13 protein-coding genes are annotated in these 24,721 nt (G+C 45.4%); 11 read left to right on the forward strand and 2 right to left on the reverse strand.

What is annotated here, in order from left to right; translation table 11 throughout:
* Positions 1-4: 4 nt before the first annotated feature.
* Positions 5-658 (reverse strand): hypothetical protein, encoded by a 654-nt coding sequence (locus tag JT717_RS07195; protein WP_205509521.1) that lies wholly within the window; start codon positions 656-658, stop codon positions 5-7.
* A 90-nt stretch (positions 659-748) separates the two neighbouring features.
* A complete protein-coding gene (locus JT717_RS07200; protein ID WP_205509522.1) occupies positions 749-1,222 on the reverse strand; it encodes a hypothetical protein in 474 nt (157 codons plus the stop codon).
* 590 nt (positions 1,223-1,812) lie between these two features.
* On the opposite strand from JT717_RS07200, the gene JT717_RS07205 reads away from it, so the two are divergent.
* The 11 genes from JT717_RS07205 (at position 1,813) to JT717_RS07250 (ending at position 24,704) form a co-directional block, all read left to right on the forward strand.
* Positions 1,813-3,912 (forward strand): ComEC/Rec2 family competence protein, encoded by a 2,100-nt coding sequence (locus tag JT717_RS07205; protein WP_205509523.1) that lies wholly within the window; start codon positions 1,813-1,815, stop codon positions 3,910-3,912.
* A gap of 30 nt (positions 3,913-3,942) precedes the next feature.
* The gene (locus JT717_RS28570; RefSeq protein ID WP_255552923.1) at positions 3,943-4,065 is read left to right on the forward strand and encodes a hypothetical protein; all 123 of its coding nucleotides are present in this window, start codon (positions 3,943-3,945) and stop codon (positions 4,063-4,065) included.
* A gap of 135 nt (positions 4,066-4,200) precedes the next feature.
* The gene (locus JT717_RS07210; RefSeq protein ID WP_205509524.1) at positions 4,201-7,287 is read left to right on the forward strand and encodes a SusC/RagA family TonB-linked outer membrane protein; all 3,087 of its coding nucleotides are present in this window, start codon (positions 4,201-4,203) and stop codon (positions 7,285-7,287) included.
* Positions 7,288-7,302: 15 nt separating this feature from the next.
* Positions 7,303-9,072 carry a RagB/SusD family nutrient uptake outer membrane protein gene (locus JT717_RS07215; RefSeq protein WP_205509525.1) on the forward strand — a complete coding sequence of 590 codons (1,770 nt, stop codon included), beginning with the start codon at positions 7,303-7,305 and terminating at the stop codon, positions 9,070-9,072.
* Between the two features lie 156 nt (positions 9,073-9,228).
* Entirely contained in the window at positions 9,229-9,714 is a 486-nt protein-coding gene (locus JT717_RS07220; RefSeq protein WP_205509526.1) for a CHRD domain-containing protein, read from the forward strand.
* Between the two features lie 26 nt (positions 9,715-9,740).
* A complete protein-coding gene (locus JT717_RS07225) occupies positions 9,741-11,222 on the forward strand; it encodes a glycosyl hydrolase family 28 protein (RefSeq protein ID WP_205509527.1) in 1,482 nt (493 codons plus the stop codon).
* On the forward strand, positions 11,170-13,980 hold the full coding sequence (locus tag JT717_RS07230; RefSeq protein WP_205509528.1) for an RICIN domain-containing protein: 2,811 nt from the start codon (positions 11,170-11,172) through the stop codon (positions 13,978-13,980). Before JT717_RS07225 ends, JT717_RS07230 begins: the two co-directional genes overlap by 53 nt.
* Before the next feature lie 67 nt (positions 13,981-14,047).
* Positions 14,048-19,009 carry a LamG-like jellyroll fold domain-containing protein gene (locus tag JT717_RS07235; RefSeq protein ID WP_205509529.1) on the forward strand — a complete coding sequence of 1,654 codons (4,962 nt, stop codon included), beginning with the start codon at positions 14,048-14,050 and terminating at the stop codon, positions 19,007-19,009.
* 127 nt (positions 19,010-19,136) lie between these two features.
* Positions 19,137-20,525: a family 43 glycosylhydrolase gene (locus JT717_RS07240; RefSeq protein WP_205509530.1), complete on the forward strand. Its 1,389-nt coding sequence runs from the start codon at positions 19,137-19,139 to the stop codon at positions 20,523-20,525.
* A gap of 12 nt (positions 20,526-20,537) precedes the next feature.
* Complete coding sequence (locus JT717_RS07245) at positions 20,538-22,145, forward strand: glycoside hydrolase family 43 protein (protein WP_205509531.1); 1,608 nt, start codon at positions 20,538-20,540, stop codon at positions 22,143-22,145.
* Positions 22,146-22,283: 138 nt separating this feature from the next.
* Positions 22,284-24,704 (forward strand): glycoside hydrolase family 31 protein, encoded by a 2,421-nt coding sequence (locus JT717_RS07250; protein WP_205509532.1) that lies wholly within the window; start codon positions 22,284-22,286, stop codon positions 24,702-24,704.
* Positions 24,705-24,721: the final 17 nt, after the last annotated feature.

A 24,721-nucleotide genomic window follows, 5' to 3' on the forward strand; every position in this document is an offset into this window, starting at 1 on the left:
ATAATCAGGATACATTTTTTTGCAGGGATTTTCCAAAGCGGAGCCTGCATAAGAAAGCAATGGAAAACAGAGAATATAATAAAATATTGAGCAGTTGCAGGATAGCGTTCAGATTTTTCAGGATAATATGCGACAAGCCGCTCAGTTGATTCCATAAACCGATCAGCGGGAATGTACAACAGTAAAAGAACAAAAGCCCCGAACATATCCAGAATGGCGGTTCTTTAATGAGGTTGACTGAATGCTTGGATTGAAATATTTCAAAAAAGTAATAAATGCAGGCGGCTACTACCAGCAAACAACCCAGTGAATAAGTTATGGTATGAAATTTACCGGGTTGTATATACAGCATATTGATCAGCACCAGCAGCGGGTAAATGGCCAGCGCCCAGGAAATGGCCGTCTTGGCCTTAGGTTTATAGATACTATATCTGATAATTAGTAAATAATACTCAAATTCGAAAGCTGTGAAAATGGTGAATAAAAGCGACATATCGATCTTATACTTCATAAACTGCATCCCCGTGATCTCTACAGCGATCGTTATTAACATATAGGGTGGGAAGGTCTTCAGGTACTGCGGTATGGATGCCTGAAAATACAGGGTGATAGACGCTAAAAAGCAGATGACCTCAATTATCAGAAAAAGTATATTCATCTCAGGCGCTAATGTAGATATAAACATTAAAAAAAATCCGTCCGGGCTAAACCTGGACGGATTTTTTTAATATGATCTGCTACAAATTTCTTATACGATCACCATGCCCTTTTGGCCCTTGTCAATGATAGTGATGCCAAATCCATCATCGCCATTGCCAACACCGCTTCCGGGAGGCCATGAACCCATATTGTAAGCCAGCAATTGTTTGCCGTTATTGGTTTCATGGTAAACGCTTTTATGGGTAACGCCATTTGCTGTTTCCTGGCGGTCGGTAGCTACAAACACGGTGGTCTGGCGGCCGGCATACTCGGGTCTTTCATTAAAATGCTCAGGGTACACACCAAAGTGGATGCTGATGGCATTCGCTCCCGCCTCTTTTGACCTTTTCAAAAATTCTTCCAGTTCCTCGATCGTATAATAAAGACTCAATGAATCTTCCTGACCAATGCGCTCAGAATTCTGCTTCCAACGTTCTTGTTTATAGGTACGGATAAGCGTATCTACATGGTTAGTATCCACGTATTTTCCTACCCTTACGGATTTTTTTTCAATAGTAGTCATAGCTTGTGAGTTTTGATATGAGTGATTGTGTTGTCGATGTAAAAGTAGCCGCGAGACGGCAGCAATCTTCGGTTAGAACTAGGTGTTAGTCAACTGATTACAAATTACTTTTATTCGTAAACTGAAGAAGTTCAATTAGTCACGTGAAAAAGACGGTGCAAATACCGTGAAACGAGGGAGATTTTACCGTTAAAACAGCAAGCTTTACCCCCGTCTTTTTACGGGGGTCGTCGGGCCGTTATTTACCCGTACAAAAAACCGTAGTTAATAAATCGCGCTTTTCTGGCATGTATCCGGTTTTTGTCAGAAATTAGACATGGAGAGTTGCTATCATCCCGTTTTAGAAATCCAATGGTCCTGTGAAAACCCGCCGACAGATTTCCTCAAGGCTTTTGTTATCCTACAAATCCTCTTGAGGAAATTTTATTCTGATAACAGAATTTTCCTTTTTCAAACTACCTGCTTTATCTTTTTACCATTAGCCTTGTCCTTTTTTGATAAAGTAGGTAGTTTGTTTTTCCCGCCCCGCTCATCATTCTCAAAGATTCCTTTCTTATTATCAATGCTATAGTTGTAAACGCCTTGTTGGTATGTCATCGTCCCCGCCTGCCTGGCCCATTTGGAAAGGAGCTCCTTTTATCCGGCTTGTTATTCCGCTCATAGTTGGTATTACGTACCAATGGTATTTGCCTTTTTCTGCGTTGTTCTTATGGCTGTTCTTTACCGCCAGTGCTGCTGCAGGCTGGCTATTTTCTTTTTTACCACTGTTTCGCCAATACCGTGCCCAATGGTATAACGGCGCATGGCTGCACGCGCTGTTATTCGCCACAGGAGGTTTAGTTTTATATTACAATGACATACGACTTCAGGAAACGAGTATCAGCAGGAGATACTCACTAGGAAAGGCTGTTCTGGTAACCATTGAAGAACCCCTGGCTGAAAAGAAACAATCCTATAAGACCATTGCATCCGTTCAGGCTGTTCTCTTTGATCATTCGATCAGTAAAGCCAGTGGCAGGATCCTTCTGTACTTTCAGAAAGACAGTGCTGTTCAGCATCTTCAATATGGCAATCAGTTGTTACTTTTCAAGGCATTGCAACCGGTAAAAAACACAGGCAACCCCGGCTGCTTTGATTATCAGCAGTATTGCACTTTTCAGGGTATCTCATACCAGGTATACCTCAAGAAAGACGAGTTCGTTGCGCTCAAAATAGAAAATGAAAATCTGTTTCGGAAATTTCTTTTATCCACAAGGGCTAAAATTATTGCCCTGCTTCAAAAATACATCCCGGGCCAAAGAGAAAGTGGCCTGGCCGAAGCTATGCTTATCGGTTATAAAGAGGACCTTGACAAAAGCCTGGTTCAATCTTACTCCAATACAGGCGTAGTGCATATCATAGCCATTTCCGGCTTACACCTGGGCCTCATTTACTGGCTATTAATGCTATTTTGCCGGCCGCTGGTCAAACATGCCAGCGGCCGGATCCTGCGGCCCATAATCATTATTGCCGGCCTTTGGATCTTCAGCTGTATTGCCGGCGGCTCCCCATCCGTTTTGCGCTCTGCGGTTATGTTCACCTGCCTGGTCATTGGCGAACATATGAACAGGAAAACAAGCGTATATAACAGCCTAGCAGCTTCTGCTTTCCTGCTTCTTTGCTATAATCCCTTCTGGTTGTGGGATGCAGGCTTTCAACTCTCCTATGCCGCGGTGCTTAGTCTTGCGATTTTCTATAAGCCCATTTACCATTGCCTGTTTGTGCGTAATAAACTCTTTGACCTTTTATGGAAATCTACCGCTGTTACCTTGGCCGCTCAAATCCTCACGGTACCGGTTTCTGTATTTCACTTTCATCAGTTCCCCAACTTATTTCTGCTCGCCAACCTGTTGGCAGTACCCTTATCGAGCCTGATTATCATTGGTGAAATACTCTTATGCGCAGCATACCTCGTTCCATACATGGCAGCGGCCATCGGTTATTGCTTACATTACGCGATCTACGGTTTAAATACTTTTATTGAAACGGTAAGCAGCCTGCCCTTTGCCACTATGAACAATCTGCTGATCAGTTGGCCGCAGCTCGGGTGTTTGTACCTGTTTATCAGCGCTATGGCATGGTGGTTATTTTATTGCAACAGAAAAGCTTTTATAATTTCCTTAACGGCCCTGTTTCTTTTTGTGACCTTTGGGGTGATTGATGAATGGAAAGCTTTGCTGCAAAGGAAACTGATCGTTTATAATGTGCCGCGGCATAGCGCCATTGACGTTATAATAGGCAAGCAATACTTCTTTTCAGCTGATAGCGCCTTGCTGGCAAATGAGCCATTACAAAAATTTCACCTGCAACCGGCTCGGTTAATGCACCGCGTAATCACCCCGTTCTATACCGGAAAATTACCGGGTAAAAAAAACTTTTACCGGTATGGTAACACCACTTTTTTGGTCATCGGCCAATCCCCTGCCCCAGCCCCGCACACTTCAAAAACACCGGTTGATATTATTATTATTTTCAATAACCCATCCCTTAAAATCGCCCAACTGACCAGTGTTTTTCCCTGCCGCCGCTTCGTTTTTGACGCATCCAACGCTCCCTGGAAAACAGCAAAATGGCTGCAGGAATGTGATCAATTGGGGCTTTCCGGCTTTTCGGTGGCCGACAGCGGCGCTTTTGTTTTCAACCTGTATTAACCTACCTTTGCGCCCTTAAATCAATGGGCAATGGGCAATGGGCAATGGGCAATGGGCAATGGGCAATGGGCAATGGGCAATGGGCAATGGGCAATGGGCAATGGGCAATGGGCAATGGGCAATGGGCAATGGGCAATGGGCAATGGGCAATGAATTTTGAAGGCGCAAGATAATTATTAATCCGAATAGTCGCGAGCTATTCACCATTCACCATTCACTATTCACCATTCACGATTGACGATTCACGACAAAAATCACGACGATGTTTGACATAATAAATAACATACAATGAAAATAAAGCTATTCATATTATTGTGGTTCTCGCTGCTGTCAATTGCTGCATGGTCTCAAAATACGACTATAAGAGGCCGTATAGTAAATGATAAAAATGAAGCAGTAAGCGGGGCTACTATTTCAGAACCTGGTAACGAAAAGAATGCAACCGTCGCTGATGAAGAGGGAAATTTTGTTATCTCTTTAAAAGCCGGCAGTGGTAAAAAACTGAAGATCGCAAACGTCGGTTATCAGCCTCAAACTGTTGCTGCGGTATCTGGCGCCCCAATGCTGATCCGTTTGGTGACTGATGTAAAAGGCCTAGAAGATGTGATAGTAATTGGTTATGGACGTCAAAAAAGGATCACAAGTACCGGAGCGGTCAGCTCTGTAAAGGGTGAAGAGATCAGGACGGTGCCTACGGCAAATATTCAAAATACGCTTGTAGGCCGGTTACCGGGTTTTTTCAGCCAGCAAAGAAGCGGCCAGCCGGGATCTGATGCTGCCGATTTTTTTATCAGAGGAATTAACTCTCTCAATGGAGATAATCAACCGCTGATCATTGTAGATGACATTGAGTACGATTATACCCAGCTTTCACAGTTGAACGTAAATGAAGTAGAATCGATCTCCATTCTGAAAGATGCCGCTACGACGTCTATTTACGGATTAAAAGGCGCCAATGGTGTTTTAGTTGTTACTACTACCAGGGGGCGCATGGGAAGACCACGTATTAATTTAACGGCGGAAAGTGGAATTAATAAAGTGATCAGAATGCCGACCTTTCTCGATGCGTATACTGTTGCCTTGCTTCGGAATGAAGCAACTATAAACGATGCCTACGGTCAGTCTCAAACACCTGTGCTTCCTTTTACTGCCGACGATCTGCAAAAGTTTAAAGACGGCTCCGACCCGTATGGCCATCCGAATGTTAACTGGGCGGATGTTTTATTTAATAAAACAGCTACGCAGTCCCGTTACAATGTGGATATATCAGGAGGAAATTCTTTTGTAAAGTATTTTACATCGTTGGGTTATTTTTCTCAGAATGGTATTTTAAAAGAGTTTGAGCCTGTGGGAGACTATGTGAACACCAATTATTTTTACCGGCGCTTTAATTACCGTTCAAATTTAGATATCACCCCCACAAAAACCCTGAAGATCCGGTTCGATGTCAATGGCCGCTTTGAAACGGTTAACAACCCAAGCGGCAGTGTGGAAGCATCCGGGCTTTTTCATGAATTGAATTCATTTCGTTATATGGCTCCATATGCCATGCCGGTAATAAATCCTGACGGCAGTTATGGTTATGCATCTCATGCGGGCGCCGCAACCAATAACGGCGCCATTAACCCGGTTTTCCGCCTGGCTAATGGCGGGTACATAAGAAGGTTCAATAATAACTATAATATTGTTGTAGGCGCCGACCAGAAGCTTGATTTTATAACTGCAGGCTTATCTGCTAAAGTAAATATTTCCTATGCCGGCAATAATAATGAGGGCCGCAACCTTAACCGTAGTGGCTTGCCAGCTTACAAATATAATCCTGTTACGAACACGTATGCGATCAGGGATGCGGGTCAATACCGCATGCTGCCCTATTCAATTGCAATTCCAGCTGGCGCTTTTACTTCTAAAACTGTTGTTCAGGCGTCTCTCAATTATGATCGCACATTTGACCAGCATCATGTCAACGCAATTTTGTTGGTAAATCAGAATAGTGATATCGATGGCGCAAAAATTCCTATTAACTACCGCGGCACTACCGCCCGGCTGGATTATGATTTTAAGCGTAAATACCTCTTTGGGATATCCGCTGCCCGTAATGGCAATGATCTGTTCCGCAAAGAGAAGCGGTATGGGATCTTTCCGGCAGTTTCCTGGGGATATAACCTGTCGGAAGAAAGGTTCTTCAAAAACCTGTTTCCATTTATTGATATGTTTAAGATCAGGGGTTCTTATGGTTTTGTTGGGTCTGACTTCAGCTATCGTAAAGAACCACCTGTAGCTGCTGTTATCCAATATGCCACAACAGGTTCGAACTACTATGGTAATACCACCGTAGAAGGCTCCTTCGTAAATCCTGATATTACCTGGGAAAAAGAAAGGAAAACCGACCTCGGGTTGGAAATGAATATGTTCCAGGGCAGGGTTATATTTAGTGGCAGCTATTATTATAACTACCGTTATGACCAGTTGATCGCGCAAGGAGATGTTCCCTTGTTAATCGGTCAGGATCTTCCAAAGAAGAATATTGGCAGATCAGAGAACAGGGGCTTTGATGGAGTGATCACCTACAGGAATACCCATGGTAAGCTCAGTTATTCAATCAGCGCAAATGCTTCTTATGCGATAAACCGTATCGTTTATATAAGTGAGGCGCCGGATTATCCTTACCAGGCAAAGACAGGAACCAGGATGGGTTTGGTACTGGGATATCATAACCTTGGATTCTACCAGCCTGATGATTTTGAAGCGAACGGAAAAGTAAAGAAAGGAATTGCCGTCCCGCTATGGAGTGTTATACAACCGGGAGACCTGAAGTATGCTGATATGAACGGGGACGGCGTTATCACCGATGCCGATAAAACCTGGTTGTCGAAACCTAATTTACCCACCACCAATCTGGGTGCTGAATTTACAATTGGTTATGGAGGATTGACATTGAGAGCATTGCTGCAGGGCGCTTATGGTTATGCAGTACAGGTATTCGGGGAAGGCGCCGGTGATGCCTTCGGCAGCAATCTGAGTCCCTGGCACCTGGAGCGCTGGACGCCGGCAACGGCAGCTACCGCTACCTATCCGCGCATAAGTTTAAACTCAAGCGTGAACAATAGCTCCTGGCAAACGGTCTCTGATTTTTGGTTTGCCAACACCTGGTATGTCAGGTTAAAGTCACTGGACCTGGCTTACCAGATTCCCGGCAGCTGGTTAAAAAGCGCCAGGATAGTACAGAATGCGCGGGTGTATGTTTCAGGGTATAACCTTGTGAATATACAGGAAATGGGTAAGTTTCAGCAGGACGCTGAAATTGCAAATAGCAACGGTAGTGCTTATCCCAACACTGCAAACTTCATCTTTGGATTGCAACTCGGTTTTTAATCCTAAAAATTACTTATGACCAACCATAAAATATATTGGAGGATCTTATTTGCCGGGCTGGTTACAGCTTCAGGTTTTATTTCTGCATGCAAAAAAGATTTTATTGACCAAAAGCCTTTATCAGCTATTGATGAAGCGGGAGTATTTGCCGATAGCATCAGGTCACTGGGAGTAATTAATGAGCTTTATTCGAGGCTGGGGATATCATTTAACCCCAGAAGATTCAACAATACCGGATTGGATGCTGCCTGCGATGAATCCGAGTTGGTCGTCGATCCTACCATTTACACATATAAGATTTCAAGTGGTGGCATAAACCCGAATAATGCCGACAGAACGCTGTGGACAAGCACCTTCGAGATGGTTCGGGCTGCGAATATCTTTTTGAAGAACAAAGACAGCATTCCGGTATCGAATGCAACGAGAGACTACTGGACAGGGCAGGTACGGTTTTTAAGGGCCTGGTATCTTTTCACGCTGTTAAAACACTATGGCGGCATACCATTGATTGGCGACGAAATATTTGCCGATAATAAAAAAATAGATGTGCCGCGCAGCTCATTTGAGGACTGTATTAACTATCTGACCGAAGAACTGGATGCGGCGGCTGCAGCACTTCCGCTGTCTTACCGCTCGGGCGATGCAAATCAGCTGAGAGTGACAAAGGGGTCTGCATTGGCCGTAAAAGCGCGGATGCTTTTATATGCAGCCAGTCCGCTGTTCAATAACGGGCCAAGGGCCGATGATCCTGAACATTTGCTCACTTTTCCGGATGCCAATCCCGAACGTTGGAAGCAGGCTTCAGATGCTGCAAAAGCTGTCATTAATCTGGGTGTTTACAGCTTATATACCGCTTCTGCTACGCCCCTTTATACGCTCTTTTTGCAAAACACCCCGCAACCGGAGCATGTGCTCGTTTACTGGCAGCCGTGGACAACTGCCAATAATTTTTATATTGAAGCCAGTGCTAATCCTACTTCAAGGGGAGGTATGAATGGTTGGGCTGGGGTAAAATATTTTCCAACGCAGGAGTTAGTAGATGAATTTGACATGATCAACGGGCTGCGGATCAAGGACCCTGCTTCCGGTTATCCCGGTATAGGCAATGATATGTATAAGAACAGGGATCCCCGGCTCACATATACAGTTCATTATAATGGCGCCATCCGTCTGATGGGCTCATTTGGCAACCAGCCCGTCAATACCTACACAGGCGTAATCCCAACTGGAAATGCAGCGGCAACCAGTGCCAGTGTCGACGGCATCTATACACCTACCGGCACATTAACGGGTTATTTCAGGTATAAGATGTGTAATGGTGGCGCCGGCGAGCTGTATCGTCCCTGGGTAGTGATGCGTTATGCGGAAGTGCTGTTAAATGCAGCCGAGGCAACGAATGAATATTATGGTGCAACCACAGAAGTATATGACTGGTTGAAGATGATACGCAGCCGTGCAGGTATCACTGCGGGTACGAACGGCTTGTATGGTTTGAAGGCAGGGATGACCAAAGAAGAAATGCGGGAAGCCATCTGGCATGAGCGCCGGGTGGAGCTGGCTTTTGAGGAACACCGCTTCTGGGATGTGCGCCGCTGGAAGATCGCTCCGCAAACAGAGAATGCAGAAACACACGGCATGGAAATTACGAGAGCGGGGGATGGAAGTTTTTCTTACCGGGTGATCGTGATACGAAAGCATGTATTTACCGATGCCATGTATTTCTGGCCGATACCGCAAAGTGAACTGACGAAGTCGCCCGCCTTACAACAAAACCCGGGCTACTGATGGTGAATGGTGAATGGTGAATGGTGAATGGTCAACGGTCAATGGGCCGTTGAATTTTGAGCTTCGCTATTATTTTTGAAGCCTTCCCAGTCGGATTTTATTCACCATTCACCATTGACCATTGACGATTTCGATCAATTAATTAAAAAAACATTTATGAAAATATTGACAACAATAATCGTTGTAATCTCCATAGCCATCGCCTGTACCAAAGGAGGAAAGCTGGAAAGGATCAGCGGCGATCAATACACGATCACTTCAAATGCGAGCAGTAAACAACTGGTGCCGGTTATTGATACTACTTCCAGCGGAACATTCACCGGTTTTTATGATGAGCAATCCAATACTTTGAGCTTCACTATAACATGGAATGACCTGTGGCGTACAGCCAGCAAAGACACCATTACTTCCGTAGCCTTCTACGGTCCTGCGAATGCAGCAACAAACGGCGTCTTGGTACGGTTGCTGCCCTTTGTAAGCACAAACAATGCGGCTAGCGCCAATTTAGGCCTGGCAGGCATAAAAGGGTTTACAATGAGTGAAGCTGCAGCGCTCCTGGAAGGGGCTTATTACTTTACCATCAACACAAAAAAATTTCCCAACGGTATCATCAGAGGGCAATTGGCCGCAACAAAACAATAAACATATTCATTTTGATTCGTAAGCTTATGCAAAAGTTTCTATCCCTGATCATTTTTCTTTGTTTTTATGGTTTCCATACAAATGCACAACAACTTATTACTTACCCGGTACCGCAAGCTGTTGTTTACTCAATGCACAACGATGATTATACGGTGAAAGTACGCAAGCCCGGGGGCGAATGGCAGGACCTGTATGAATACAATGTAAAAGTCGATCTTGATAAGCCGCAGGATGCATCGATGGTGTACTTCGATTTTTCCGGAACGGTGGAAGTGTTTGTTCGAAAGAATAATGGCAATGTGCAGTCGGTGAAGATCCGTCCTTCTTCTTATGAAATAAAACCGGTCCTCGATGGCAACAGTATCACTTTCACTTTAACCGATCCCAAAAAAATATCCGTAGAGTTTGATGGCGATAAACTGCACAACCTGCATGTATTTGCCAACCCCATTGAAGCCGACCGTCCCGATCCCAATGATCCTAACGTGGTGTATTTCGGTCCGGGTGTTCACCTGCCGAAAGACCTTCCCGGTGATGCATTTAACATTCCTTCGGGAAAAACGGTTTACATAGCCGGAGGCGCCATAGTAAGAGGTAAATTACTATGTGATAAAGTGCAAAATGTTCGCGTCACCGGGCGGGGAATTATTGACCAGCCGCAGCGGGGAGTAGAGATCAGGCACTCTAACAATGTTACCGTAGACGGGATCATTGTAGTGAATCCAAAACACTATACGATTTTTGCCGGGGGGTCGGATCATATTACGATCCGCAACCTGAAATCATTCAGCGCCAATCCCTGGAGCGACGGGCTCGACTTTATGAGTTGCAGCGATGTCACTGTTGATGACGTGTTCATGCGCAATTCCGACGATTGTATTGCCGTGTATGCCCATCGCTGGGAATTTTATGGTGACGCAAAAAATTATTCGGTCACCAATTCCACTCTTTGGGCCGATGTAGCACATACCATTAATATTGGCGTACATGGGAACACCGAAAAAACGGGGGAGGTAATTGAGAATTTATTATTTAAAAATATCGAGGTACTGGAGCTCGATGAAGACGATCCTTCTGCCGAAGGCTGCATGGCCATTCAGGCAGCCGATTTGAACCTGGTTCGTAACGTTCGCTTTGAAGATATCCGGGTAGATGATTTTCAGGAAGGAAAGCTTCTGCAGTTAACAGTAGCCTTCTTTCAGAAATACAACGCAGCTCCGGGCCGGGGAGTGGAAAATATCTATTTCAAGAACATAAGTTACAACGGCATTAATAATTCTCCGTCGATCATTAATGGTTTAGACAAAGAACATCTTGTTCAGGGAGTAACGTTTGAAAATCTTCGCATAAACGGCAAACTGATCAACAGCATTGAAGAGGCAAATATTAAAGTAGGCGAGTTTGGAAAAAATATAACGTTCCGGAATTTACAGCCGGTAAAACTGAGTTTGACTAATGCAAAAGCAAAAGGCGATGGAAAACTATCAACAGTTCGAAATAATCAATAACAGTAAAACCATTCTTTCTATGAAGCAGACGAAACACGTGTTATTTTTCCTGTTGTTTTTTTACAGTATTACCGCAACAGCGCAAACATTTGTGCATCCGGGCGGCTTGCATACACAAGCCGATCTGGACCGGATGAAAACGCAGGTGGCAGCCGGAGCACATCCGTGGATCGATAGCTGGAATGCATTGATCGCTCACCCAAAAGCACAAAAGACTTACACTGCAGCGCCGCAGGCAAACATGGGCGTCAACCGCCAACGGGCTTCTGCCGATGCCGTTGCCGCTTATCTCAACGCGTTGCGTTGGTACATCTCCGGTGATACGTCTTATGCAGCCTGTTCGCGAAGAATTTTAAACGCCTGGGCTTATACTGTCAACCAGGTGCCGGCCGGGCAGGATATTCCCGGTTTAATGGGAATAGCGGTTTATGAATTTGCGGTGGCAGCAGAAATACTGCGTCTTTATCCTAACTGGTCGGCAGCGGATTTCAATCAGTTCAAAAGCATGATGACCACTTACCTGTATCCTAATTGCCATGATTTTTTAACGCGTCACAATAATGCTTGTATCAGTCACTATTGGGCGAATTGGGATATCTGTAACATGACCGCCATCTTAAGTATCGGGGTGTTATGTGATGATACGGCCAAGTTCAACGAAGCCATCACTTATTTTAAATCCGGCGCAGGCAACGGCAGCATCACCAAGGCAATTCCTTTTTTACATCCGGGAGGTTTGGGCCAGTGGCAGGAGACGGGCCGCGACCAGGAGCATGCGCTGTTAGGGGTGGGTATGCTTGGAAGCTTTTGCCAGATAGCCTGGAACCAGGGACAGGATATGTATGGTTATGACAATAACCGCCTGTTGGCGGGAGCTGAATACACAGCCAAATACAACTTATGGAAAGATGTTCCTTATACCACTTACAATAATTGTGATAACGTGCAGAACTATTGGGCTTCTGAACAAAACGCTTTCGGCAGGGGAAGATTACAGCGACCGATCTGGGAAATGATCTATAACCATTACGTGGTGAGAAAAGGCCTTAGCGCTCCCCATGTAAAAGCCATGGCAGAAATAAACCGGCCCGAAGGATTCGAGCATGATGATAACCTTGGATTTGGCACGCTCTGTTATACCCTCAATGCTGCTGCATCGCCTTATCCTGCATCGCCTGCTCCTTCGGCGCCTGCAGGGTTGAAAGCAACAGCCAGCGTAGGAAAAGTATGGTTAAGATGGCTTCCTGTCGCTACCGCAAATGGATATAATGTGCTTCGTTCAACAACAAGCGGTGGGCCCTATACTACGGTCGCTACTTACAAAGGCACTCACCCTTTATACGAAGACGCCGGCGTAACCAACGGCACTACGTATTATTATGTAGTGTCTGCTATCAATCAGGCGGGAACCAGTAGTAATTCCTTAGAAGTAAATGCAACGCCAACTGTTGCCGGTGTTTTGCCCGCTGGCTGGGCCTGGCAGGATATTGGAACGGTTGCCACCGCAGGCAGCGCCGGTTATGCGAATGTGAGCAATGGAACTTTTGTAGTGAGTGGTTCAGGCGCCGGCATAGGCGGCACAGCAGATGGTTTGAGTTATGTATATAAAGCTGTGACCGGTGATGCAACGATCACTGCCCGGGTTGCAGCCAATACATGGGCCGGCGGTGGTGCACAGAAAACGGGCATCATGATCCGCGAATCGCTTGCTGACAATGCCATTGCTTTTAGTATGACATCAGGAGATGGAGGTGTTCGTGAAGCACGGTTTGGACGCCGCACTGCTGCAGGCGGCGCTATGAGTTTTCAAACAGGTAATTTGTATACCCGTGCGCCCGGCTGGTTTCGCCTGCAAAGAGCAGGTAATACGATAACTGCCTATCAATCTACAGATGGCAGAACCTGGTTTACGGTAGGCGCTCCTGTTACAGTATCGATGGGCGCCGCTTATTATATTGGATTGGCTGTTTCCTCGAACAGTTCCAGTATAAACACTGCTACATACGATAGCGTAACCGTAACCAGTGGTGCTATCCCAAATGGCACTTACCGCATCATCAACCGTAATAGTGGCAAAGTACTGGATGTGGCCAGTAAATCAACAGCCAACGGCGCCAATGTGCATCAATGGACCTGGCTCAATGGCGCCAATCAGCAATGGAATGTAACGGATATTGGCAATGGTCAATACAATATTGTTGGGGTGCAAAGCGGAAAGTACCTGGATGTTGCCAGTGGTTCTACCGCCGATGGAGCCAACGTTCAGATCTGGCAGAATACCGGTGGCAACAATCAGAAGTTCACCTTCACGGTTACCGACAGCAATTACTTCCGCATAACAACGGTGCACAGTGGTAAAGTGTTGGAAGTAGCCAGCGGTTCTACGGCAGATGGCGCTAATGTGCAGCAATGGACATGGAATGGCGCCTACAATAAACAATGGAAGCTGGTGCCGGTAAGCAATGCAACGGTTGCAAGGAAGGCAGAAAGCCTACCTGAAGCGCAAACACTTGTTTCAACCAAAGATTTAACGCTGTATCCGAACCCCGTAACCAATCAACTGGTGCTTCAATTGCAAAACGCTTTTGCCAGTGGAGCTACACTTAAATTAAGTGATGTTTCAGGCAAAATGATCTATAGATTGAGAATAAAAGGCAGCCAATACGAACTTTCCACTGGCAAACTGCCTTCAGGTGTTTACCTGCTGGAGGTGAGTAATGGAACCAAGACCATAACCGAAAAGATCATTAAGAAATGATCAGGATACCAGCCGGTAAGCCAACTATCTAACGATAGCATTTTTAATACCTGACCAAAACAACCATATGATGAAATTTTTAACAGCTTTACCAAAGATCAGAATGCTTAACGGCCTTTGGGCAATGATCTTAATATTTTTGCTTTCCTCTGATGCACGGGCGCAAACCTTTACGCATCCCGGTATTCCTCTCTCAGGTTCCGACCTGGGCACTTTGAAGGCGCATGTGCAGGCTGGTGATTATCCATGGAAACAGGCTTACGATATCCTGGCAGCTGATGGCAGGTCACAGTTGACCTACCAAATGCAGGGGCCTTTTGACTCTGTTGCCCGAAATATCAATTATAACCTTAACCAGTGGAGAAGCGATATGGCCGCTTCATTCAACCTGTCTATGATGTGGTATTTTACAGGTAATGAAGCCTACGCTGCAAAGGCGAGGGATATTTTAGTGGCATGGGCAAATAAGCAGACCGGATTTGGGGGACAGGAGGCAAACCTGGATTTAGGAGATTACGCTTATGCATTTGGCGGTGCAGCCTCCATCCTGCGGGGAACATGGACTGGTTGGACTGCTTCCAACACAGCAGACGTAAAAAAACTTTTTAATAACGTATACTGGAAGGCTTCCGGCTGCGCTGGTTATGCATTGGGCCCGGCAAATAAAGGCACCTTGAGTATTGCAGCAGGCGCCGCCATCGCCGCATTTTCTGACGACCCGGCCAAAGTCGCACATGTAATTGAGCTGATGAGATATATAGGTTCCACCGGGTTTAAAAATACGCTGCCCAGCGGAGAACATGGGGAAAGCGGAAGAGACCAGGGCCATTCGCATGGCATGTGGAGTTCCCTGGCCTTTGCCGCAGAAGTGTTCTGGAAGCAGGGGCTGGACCTGTATTCTGAACTGGATAACCGGCTGCTTGCCTTAGGAGAATATTTTGCCAGAAGAAACGCTGAGGGGTCTATCGGGTTCATCCCTTATGGTACTACCGATTGGTATTATTTAACCGATCCTCCCGGGGTTTGGGATGGCGGCAGATGGGGCTTAACCCTGGTACACGGTGCATATAGCGTTCGTAAAAAGCTAAATACCCCTTATATATCCAGGCGGCTAACAGAGATACCAAGACGATTTGATCCGGTATATACCTGGTTTTATAAGTCTGAAGACAATTCCACGGCAGTTGTTCCACCGCAAACCCAAATCGTTCCTGAACCTGGAAAAGTGGGAACAGGCGGCTTAACCGATCTCGATATTGGAACAAGTTCCCCCGCAGGAAGCAGTTCCTATGCCAATAATGTGTGGACGGTAACCGGTGGTGGCACCGAAATATTAACGCATGCAGCCGATGGTTTTCACTTCGTTTACAAAGAAGTGACCGGAAACTGCTCTATTATTGCGAAAGTGGAAACGGTTGGCGGAACTGCGTTGAATGCAAGGGCTGGCCTCATGCTCCGTTCTGATCTGACAGCTACAGCTGCGCAACGGGCATGGATAGCCATTAAATCCGGTAAAAGGGCGCAAAGTTTTATGCATGGATGGACGGAGATGCGGGGCGGCTCGAACTGGGAAAAGCCTGAAAGGACGATCCCTGAGGATTCGTATTGGGTGAAGATCGACAGGGTAGGGGATGTGATCGCAACGTACTATTCACCAGATGGCGTAAGCTGGGCTGCGGAATGTCAGGGAAGGTATGCAGGTTTTACCGGCAAGGCCTATATTGGCTTGGCAGTTTGCTCCAATGCCGATGGTACCCCAATGACTTCTACCTTTAGTAATGTATCCGTTACAGGAGGCGAGGGAGGAATGGTGATCATACCCGAAGCGCCACATTCAGTATATGCATACGCCGGAGATAACCACGTGCAGCTTCGATGGCTTTCTTCGTTCGGCGCCGAAAGCTATACACTGAAACGGGCAGGCTCCGAAACTGGCCCTTACACAACAATTGCGGCTAACCTTTCCGGCAACAGTTTTTTAGATAACAATGTAATGAATGGGCAGACCTATTATTATAAGGTTTGTGCTGTGAATACTGCGGGCACAAGTGGTGATTCTCCTGCCGATGCCGGCACGCCAAAAGCGCCATATGTTGCAAAAACCTTAGAAGCCGGCCTTTACCGTATTCTGGTAACACATAGCGGTAAAGCAGTGGAGGTAAAAAATGGTTCAACGGCTGATAGCGCGCTCGTGGCGCAAAACACCTATTCTTATTTAAGTAACCAGCATTGGATAATAAGCCGCATCTCCGGTAACGATTATAAGATAACTAATCTGCTTAGTGGAAAAGTTATGGATGTAGTGGGTAACGCAATAACGGATGGGGCAAAAATCGAACAACGAACTTACTCGGATACGGATGAAGCCCAGGTTTGGTTTATTAAAGACAGGGAAAATGGAACTTACAATATTGTTGGAAAACAAAGTCAGAAATCGCTTCAGGTGCCAGGTTCCAATATTTCCGACGGTGTTGCAATGGATCTTTTCAGATGGACGGATGGGCCAAATCAGATCTTCAGAATAGAACCTGTTACCGCATCGGAAGTGGACTCCACTTATCATAAAAAGCTGGCTGAAGCGTTCAAATTACGCGATACCACAGAGACGAGCACAACAAATGAGCTGGGTAAATTTCCGGTAGCCGCCAAAGCCCGGTTAAATGATAGCATTACCTACGTGCAGTCACTGTACAATTCACAATCGACGGTTATTGAGGTGGGTGGCTACGTTACTATACTGGAGAACGCCATAAAACGGTATAAAGCGTCTATGTATTACGGGATGAATACCCTTGCCGATGGAAATTACTATATTAAGCCCCTTGACAGTGATTCATTATGGACTAAGAACAGCACCAACACACCCTTATTTGAAGGAGTAAATGCCGATCCCTTTCTGCAGGTTTGGAATGTTACAAAGCAAGGCAACGGCAGGTACAAAATTACCTGTCTCAGTCCGCCGGCAGCCTTTAGCAATTATATCAATGAGAGTGCGGTTTTTGGCCGTACTGTTTCTCCCTACCAGGATGTTTGGAATTCAATGAATATCTACTTTAACGGCGCCTCGCATGCGGTTCAGCGGGCGCAATTAGCCGGGAACGGCTTCTGGTATGTAAGCGATAATAAAATACTTACTAACGGAGGAAGTGATAACGATCCGGTTCCCTATAGCTTTCCCTTACGTTTTGTGCCTGTGGAAAATCGTGCGGCAAACGTGATAGTTGCCGCAGGCGACGCTAAGAACATCCTGGAATGGACCCCCAGTCATAATCTTACCTATAATGTAAAACGTTCTACTGCATCAGGCGGGCCTTATACAACTATTGCACACCTGAGCACCACTAAGTTCACCGACACCGCTGTTAGTAATGGAACCGTTTATTATTACGTAGTTGCTTCGGTAGATAGTGTTGGGGAAGCGTTTTCCAGCACAGAGGTGACGGCCTCGCCGGATCTTGGGCAGATGACTTACCTGAAATTTGATGAGCCAAACGGAACCCGTGCTCTTGATAGCTGGGGAGCTATGCATGGTACATTGGCCGCCACAGCAACCCGCCATGCGGGGAGATCAGGAAATTCACTTAAACTGGATGGTACGGCTGCTTCCTATGCCAGCTTGCCAGCCGGCATAGTAAGGTCTTTAACTGACTTTACCATTTCAACCTGGGTAAAAATGGACGCACTTGCAAACTGGATGCGGGTATTTGATTTTGGCAACAGTACTACACAATATATGTTCCTTACATTACAGGCAGGAACGACTACTGTAAATGGGGTAAGGTCATCAATAGTTCGTTATGCCATTAAAAACGGCGGCACAGAGTTGAACGTAAGTGCTCCCTATGCCTTCCCGTTAAATACATGGGTGCACCTGGCCGTTACCCAGGCAGGCAATACCGCCCGCCTGTATATAAACGGAGCGTTGGTATCGAGCAATACAGCGCTTACTATTAAGCCTTCGCAATTGACTCCTGCGGGCGCTACAACAGGCACCAATTTAAATTACCTGGGTAAATCCCAGTTTAATGATCCGGTCTTCAACGGTTCTATTGACGAATTTAAGATCTACAGCAGGGCTTTAAGCGATGCCGAAATTGATGATCAAAAACCAGTACTTACCGCACCCGCCGGCCAGTTCTTCTGTTACGGCCAATCTGGTTCTTACCCTGTTCCTTTATTGACTGCCTCAGATAATTGTGGCGTTGCTTCGATAAATTATGCTGTGAGCGGAGCTACTTCAAGGAATGGGATAGGAACAGATGCCAGTGGTGTATTCAATACTGGTCAATCAACCATTACCTGGACGGTAACCGACATTCACGGTAACGTCGATACCGCCACAACTATTGTAAACGTGAATGCAGCAGTTAGTGCAAACATTCCTGATGTGTATGCAATGAACCCTGCAGTAGATGCTAAGAACACCATTTACATCGGCTACGGCCCCGCATCACTTACCATCTCTGCAAATGCATCCGGTGGCTCAGCGCCTTATGCCTATTCATGGAGCGAGGGATCAACCACTCAATCCATTAGTGTAACTGCGGCAGGAACATACTCTGTTATCGTTACAGATAGCATGGGTTGTACTACCTCCGGTTCTATTGTGATGAAAACATTGGATGTGCGTTGTGGCAATAATTACAATAAGGTGATGATCTGTCATAACAATAAAAGGATCTGCATTTCGTCGGAAGACGTACAGGATCATTTAGACCATGGCGATCACCTGGGTGATTGTGCTGCATCCGTTGCCCGGATCAACACAGAAACCAGAACAGCGGAAGAAAGCACCGGAAAGGTTATTGTTTATCCAAATCCTGTTACAGAAGAGTGGAATATACAGGTAAGTGGAGTGGAGGCCGGTTCTGTTGTGAAAATGTACAATCAGAACGGAGTGCAGGTAAAAACTTTGTTGGTTACCAAAGCAACCGAGCTTATTCCGGTTCGCGGATTGCCCGCAGGCATGTATTATTTACAGATAAAGAGCCGCGGGGTGCTCATTACTAAAAAGATCGTGAAGCTATAATGCAATGGCAGATAAAGTTTTCTATTAAAGTATAGCCAGGAGTTATTTCCGGTACGGACGGTAGTATTCCTGCTACCGTCCCCTTTTTTTAAAAATTTTCTGTAAATTAATTTTTACCGTATCGTTTATGATTAAATCATTATTGAACTGTCTTTTATTCCTTATTGCTTTTACTGCTGAAGCCCAAAGCGTAAATCCCTTTGGCAATGCCCTGGTTCCTGATATGATCGCTGATGCCAGTATCCAGGAGATCGACGGAACTTTTTATTGTTATGCCACAACAGATGGTTATGATCAGGGCTTGAAGACATCCGGTCCGCCGGTTGTATGGAAGTCGAAGGATTTTGTGCACTGGAGTTTTTCGGGTTTTTATTTTCCATCTGCGGTGCAACAAAAATACTGGGCGCCCAGCAAGGCTGTTGCAGCCAATGGCAGATACTATATTTATCCAACGGTGAATGGTTTTATGTATCCGGCTATTGCCAATTCTCCTGACGGACCATTTAAACTGGCAAAAGGTGTTGATAGTTTTTTCCTGCCCTTTACTCCGGCGACCTTGTTACAATCTAACAATCCCAAAGGCCCTGTGGGTATCGATGCGGAGGTTTTTATTGACGATGATGGGCAGGGCTATGTTTTCTGGCAGCGCCGGTATGCGGCCAAATTAAACCGCGATATGGTTTCTATCGATACCGCTTCTGTCATTCAAATTTCTACCAGGCGGCAAGGTTATTCTGAGGGGCCGGTCTTCTTTAAGCGAAAAGGGATCTATTATTACCTGTACACGCTTGGTGGTAATGAAAAATACCAATACGCTTACGGGATGAGCAAAACATCACCGCTGGGTCCATTCAACTTTCCTGACGATGACATTATTTCCACTACCAATTATGAACGGCAGATCTTTGGTCCGGGCCATGGTTGTGTATTCAATGTGCCAGGCACCGATGATTACTATTTTGCTTACCTGGAATTTGGCCGCGGAAGCACCAACAGGCAAACCTATGTGAACAGGTTGGAATTTAACGAAGATGGAACCATTCGTCCCGTTGAGCTGACGCTGAACGGAGTAGGTGCTCTCCGTTCTGTACCACGGGAAAAACGGATCAGGATCATCAACTCACAGGCATCAGGTGTTCGCTCCGATCTGATCATTAAACGAAACCAGGATTCGTTGTTTAAAAGAACAGAATCGTTTTCTTCCCAGTTTGCTTTCGATGATGCAAATGGCTCGAGGTGGATGGCTGCTGCGGAAGATTCAACAGCCTGGATCCTAGCTGATTTGGGCAAGTTGCAAGCTATTAAACGCAGTGAAGTGTATTTTGTTCGCCCCACTGCAGGACATGCTTATGTGTTAGAGTATTCTACTAATGGTAAAATATGGAAACCATGCGGCGGCCATCAGCCGGTTATTGTTCAGTCGCCACACAAGGACAATTTGAGTATTAAAGCCCGCTATTTACGGGTGAAAATTTTGAGTGGTGTCAGGGGCGTTTGGGAGTGGCATATTTTTTAAAAAAATTTTCAGATGATTCGTCGCAGATTTTTAAGGCTCTTGTTTTGCTGGCAACTGGCAGGTTTATGTTCGCACGCTCAAATGAATGGAAACTGGGGCGACCAGGGAAATGGCACTTATGTGAACCCCGTTCTTCCGGCCGATTTCAGCGACCTGGATGCCATACGGGTAGGGGATGATTATTACGCTATATCTTCTACCATGCAGTTTTCGCCGGGCATGGTAGTGATCCGTTCCAAAAACCTCGTACACTGGGAAATTATCGGTCATGTGGTTGATGACCTTACACGCATTAGCCCGCAATTGAACTGGGACCGGATGAATTGTTATGGCAAAGGCATTTGGGCAGGTTCCATCAGGTATTATAAGAACAAATTTTGGGTGTATTTCGGTACACCTGATGATGGCTTTTTTATGAGTTCGGCAACCAATCCTGCAGGGCCCTGGGAGCCTGTTCATCACTTATGGAAAGTAAAAGGTTGGGACGACTGCTGTTCGTTTTGTGATGACGATGGCCAGCTCTATTTTATTGCTACCAATTTTGCCCTTGACCCTAAAAACAATAAAAAGTACAACATTCATTTATTTAAAATGGCGCCTGATGGCAGAAGCCTCATCATGGAGTCTGATTCCATCATACATCAATCCCACGGTAGTGAAGCAAATAAGTTGTATAAGATCAATGGACTTTATTACCACTATTTCAGCGAAGTGAAAGCGGAAGGCCGCGTGATCATGATGGAACGTTCAAGGAACATTTATGGCCCCTGGGAGATCAAACAATTAAACCATGTTGACAAGAAACTTGACAGGGAACCGAATCAGGGTGGATTGATGCAGGTGCCAACGGGCAAATGGTATTTTTTCACCCACCATGGTAGTGGTGATTGGGAAGGACGCCCCGCCAGTTTGTTGCCTGTTCACTGGATCGATGGTTGGCCCATCATTGGCGAGCCAGGCGCCGACACAATAGGCGGCATGGTTTGGCGGGGTGCAAAACCTATATCCCATAAAAGAAAGATTTTCATTCAAAGCAGTGATGCCTTTAATACCGGAAATCTAAATGTTCAATGGGAATGGAATTATCAACCACGAGCCGGCAAATGGTCCTTAACGGAACGCACCGGTTTTCTCCGGTTGTATGCTTTTACACCCATTCCTTCAAACAAACAAGGAAGCATTATACTTCGGGCAGGAAATACACTCACCCAACGCAGCATGCGTACAGCAGCCAATGTAGCAACCGTAAAAATAGACATCAGCTATATGGCCGATGGTCAGTTTGCAGGCCTCACACATTTTTCAACTACCAGCAATAGCCTGTTTGGGATCAGGCAGGGAAATGGGATACGCAGCCTGGTTTATTCGCATAATGGTAAGGATTCTATAATTGTCGCCATTGCCGGGAAGTCCATCTGGCTTCGCTCCACCTGGGATGCCAACGGAACATGCCGTTATGCTTTTAGTACAGACGGAAAATTGTATACAAACCTGGAAAGTACTTATCAACTCACCTGGGGCAGCTACCGGGGAGACCGTATCGGCATCTTTAATTTTAATACCAAAGAAGATAAGGGATACGTGGATGTGGACTGGTTTCGATATGATTATAAGAAGTGAGGCGGGAAAAGGTATAAAAAGGTCGGATTAAAGACAAAAAAAGTCTGTTTTGTACAATAATAGCGGCGGGCTTTTGGGTTAGGTTTGACAATTTGATTGCATAACCAATACTTCTTAAGCAAAATTAAAAGGCTTGTCATGATTAAATGGAGCACATTTTTCTTTTTGTTAACTGCTTTATCCATAAGTAATACTAGCAAAGCACAATCCTGCCAAAAAACAGATCTTGGAATTAAGGCAGTGATCAATTCCACTGCGATCGAAGTTCAGTATTATAGTCCTTCAACTGTACGGGTGCTTAAATCTCCTGATGGTCGCCCTTTCACTAAAGAAAGTCTTTCTGTTATTAAGAAGCCGCAAAAAACAGCCTTCAATGTTAAGCAGCAGGGTGATTTGGTAAACGTAAGAACGACAGCACTCAATGTTGCGCTTAACCTGAAAACCGGTGACATAATATATTCAACAGTAAAAGGTGAATTATTGCTGAAAGAAAAACAACACGGTGTAAAGTTCAGCCCTTTCAATGATGCAGGCAATACAACTTTAACCGTGCAGCAATTATTTGAATTGGACAAAGATGAACCCATATATGGACTTGGTCAACAGCAGGAAGGCAGGATGAGTCAGCGTAATGTAACGCTGAACATGGTGCAGGGAAACCTGGATGATTACGTTCCTTTCTTCCAGTCGGTAAAAGGATATGGTGTTTTTTGGGACAATTATTCTCCCACGGTGTTTACTGATAATGCCGAAGGCGCCTCGTTTAAATCAGAGGTTGGAGACGGTGTAGATTATTATTTCATGTACGGTGGCAATGCTGATGGTGTTATTGCACGCATGCGTGAATTGACGGGGCAGGCGCCCATGTTCCCATTGTGGACTTTTGGCTTTTGGCAAAGTAAAGAAAGGTATAAAAGCCAGGATGAATTAGTAGATGTAGTAAGGCAATATCGCAAGCTGGGTGTTCCTCTTGATGGTATTATCCAGGACTGGCAATATTGGGGAAGCAACTATTTGTGGAATGCAATGGACTTTTTAAATCCTGAATTTCCTAACCCGCAAAAAATGGTGAGCGATGTGCACAGTATGAATGCACACATGATCATTTCTATCTGGAATTCGTTTGGCCCCCATACAAAACAATACAAAGAGTTGGATAAGATAGGGGCCTTGATGGATTTTACAACATGGCCGCAATCAGGTTCAGAAAAATGGCCGCTAAGACGTGATTATCCTTCTGGTGTTCGGGTGTATGATCCATACAATCCTGCCGCCCGTGATATATACTGGAAATATTTGAGAGACATGTATGTACTCGGGCTGGATGGCTGGTGGATGGATTCATCAGAACCAGATCATCTTGATGTTAAACCCTCAGATTTTGATAATAAAACATATTTGGGATCATTCAGGAAAGTTCGCAATGCATTTCCTCTGATGACTGTGGGCGGGGTGTCAACGCATCAACGTGCCGTCGATTCGGGCAAGAGGGTGTTTATCCTCACACGCTCAGCATTTGCCGGTCAGCAACGGTATGGAGCTAACACCTGGTCGGGTGATGTGACCTCATCCTGGAGCGCTTTGAGGAACCAGATCTCTGCAGGCTTGAATTTTTCACTTACTGGGATCCCTTATTGGAATGCTGATATTGGAGGATTCTTTCTTTCAAGGTTTAAAAGAAAGTTAGACGACCCGGAATATCGTGAATTATATGTTCGCTGGATGGAGTTTGGAGCTTTCACTCCCATGATGCGTTCGCATGGAGCAGATGCACCAAGGGAAATTTATCAATTTGGACAGAAAGGAAGTAAATATTACGATGCCATTGAAAAATACATCAACCTGCGCTATCATTTATTGCCTTATATCTATTCCACATCATGGGATGTGACAGCCAATCAATCGAGCATGATGCGGGGCCTGGTAATGGATTTTCAAAAAGACAAAAATGCTTTGGATATTAACGATGAATATATGTTCGGTAAGTCCCTGTTGGTAAGTCCGGTCACCAATGCGATGTATGTAAAGCCGGGGGTTAGCGAAAAAGAAACGATACAGGTAGAAGACTTCAGCACGATCAGGGCAAAAGAAACCTATCTGCCTGCCGGGATTGACTGGTATGATTTCTGGACTGCTGAAAGATTTTCCGGCGGTACTAAAGTGAGCAGGCAAACGCCCCTCGATATCATTCCGCTTTATGTGAAAGCAGGTGCTGTCATTCCTGTAGGTCCTTCCGTTCAATATGCAGCAGAAAAAAAATGGGACAACCTGGAAATACGAATTTATCCCGGTGCAAACGGGAAATTTGTTTTGTACGAAGACGAGAACGATAATTACAATTATGAGAAAGGCGTTTATTCAACGATCACTTTCACCTGGAATGATGCAAAAAAGACGCTAAGCATAGGTGATAGAACTGGTTCGTTCCCGGGAATGCTTAATGAAAGAAAATTCAACATAGTGATCGTTGGTATGAATAAAGGTGTTGGAGAAAATGTAACGCGCCAGGCAGACAAGGTGATCACCTATACAGGAAAAAAAATGGTGGTAAAATTATAAGAAGCAAACAAAGGCAG

This window comes from Longitalea arenae (assembly GCF_016924755.1).
Lineage (GTDB): Bacteria > Bacteroidota > Bacteroidia > Chitinophagales > Chitinophagaceae > Niastella > Niastella arenae.

What these genes read in the sequence shown, in the direction of transcription:
- JT717_RS07195 (WP_205509521.1), bottom strand. Translation starts at nt 658, where the DNA reads ATGAATATACTTTTTCTGATAATTGAGGTCATCTGCTTTTTAGCGTCT.
- JT717_RS07200 (WP_205509522.1), bottom strand. Translation starts at nt 1,222, where the DNA reads ATGACTACTATTGAAAAAAAATCCGTAAGGGTAGGAAAATACGTGGAT.
- JT717_RS07205 (WP_205509523.1), top strand. Translation starts at nt 1,813, where the DNA reads ATGTCATCGTCCCCGCCTGCCTGGCCCATTTGGAAAGGAGCTCCTTTT.
- JT717_RS28570 (WP_255552923.1), top strand. Translation starts at nt 3,943, where the DNA reads ATGGGCAATGGGCAATGGGCAATGGGCAATGGGCAATGGGCAATGGGC.
- JT717_RS07210 (WP_205509524.1), top strand. Translation starts at nt 4,201, where the DNA reads ATGAAAATAAAGCTATTCATATTATTGTGGTTCTCGCTGCTGTCAATT.
- JT717_RS07215 (WP_205509525.1), top strand. Translation starts at nt 7,303, where the DNA reads ATGACCAACCATAAAATATATTGGAGGATCTTATTTGCCGGGCTGGTT.
- JT717_RS07220 (WP_205509526.1), top strand. Translation starts at nt 9,229, where the DNA reads ATGAAAATATTGACAACAATAATCGTTGTAATCTCCATAGCCATCGCC.
- JT717_RS07225 (WP_205509527.1), top strand. Translation starts at nt 9,741, where the DNA reads ATGCAAAAGTTTCTATCCCTGATCATTTTTCTTTGTTTTTATGGTTTC.
- JT717_RS07230 (WP_205509528.1), top strand. Translation starts at nt 11,170, where the DNA reads ATGCAAAAGCAAAAGGCGATGGAAAACTATCAACAGTTCGAAATAATC.
- JT717_RS07235 (WP_205509529.1), top strand. Translation starts at nt 14,048, where the DNA reads ATGATGAAATTTTTAACAGCTTTACCAAAGATCAGAATGCTTAACGGC.
- JT717_RS07240 (WP_205509530.1), top strand. Translation starts at nt 19,137, where the DNA reads ATGATTAAATCATTATTGAACTGTCTTTTATTCCTTATTGCTTTTACT.
- JT717_RS07245 (WP_205509531.1), top strand. Translation starts at nt 20,538, where the DNA reads ATGATTCGTCGCAGATTTTTAAGGCTCTTGTTTTGCTGGCAACTGGCA.
- JT717_RS07250 (WP_205509532.1), top strand. Translation starts at nt 22,284, where the DNA reads ATGATTAAATGGAGCACATTTTTCTTTTTGTTAACTGCTTTATCCATA.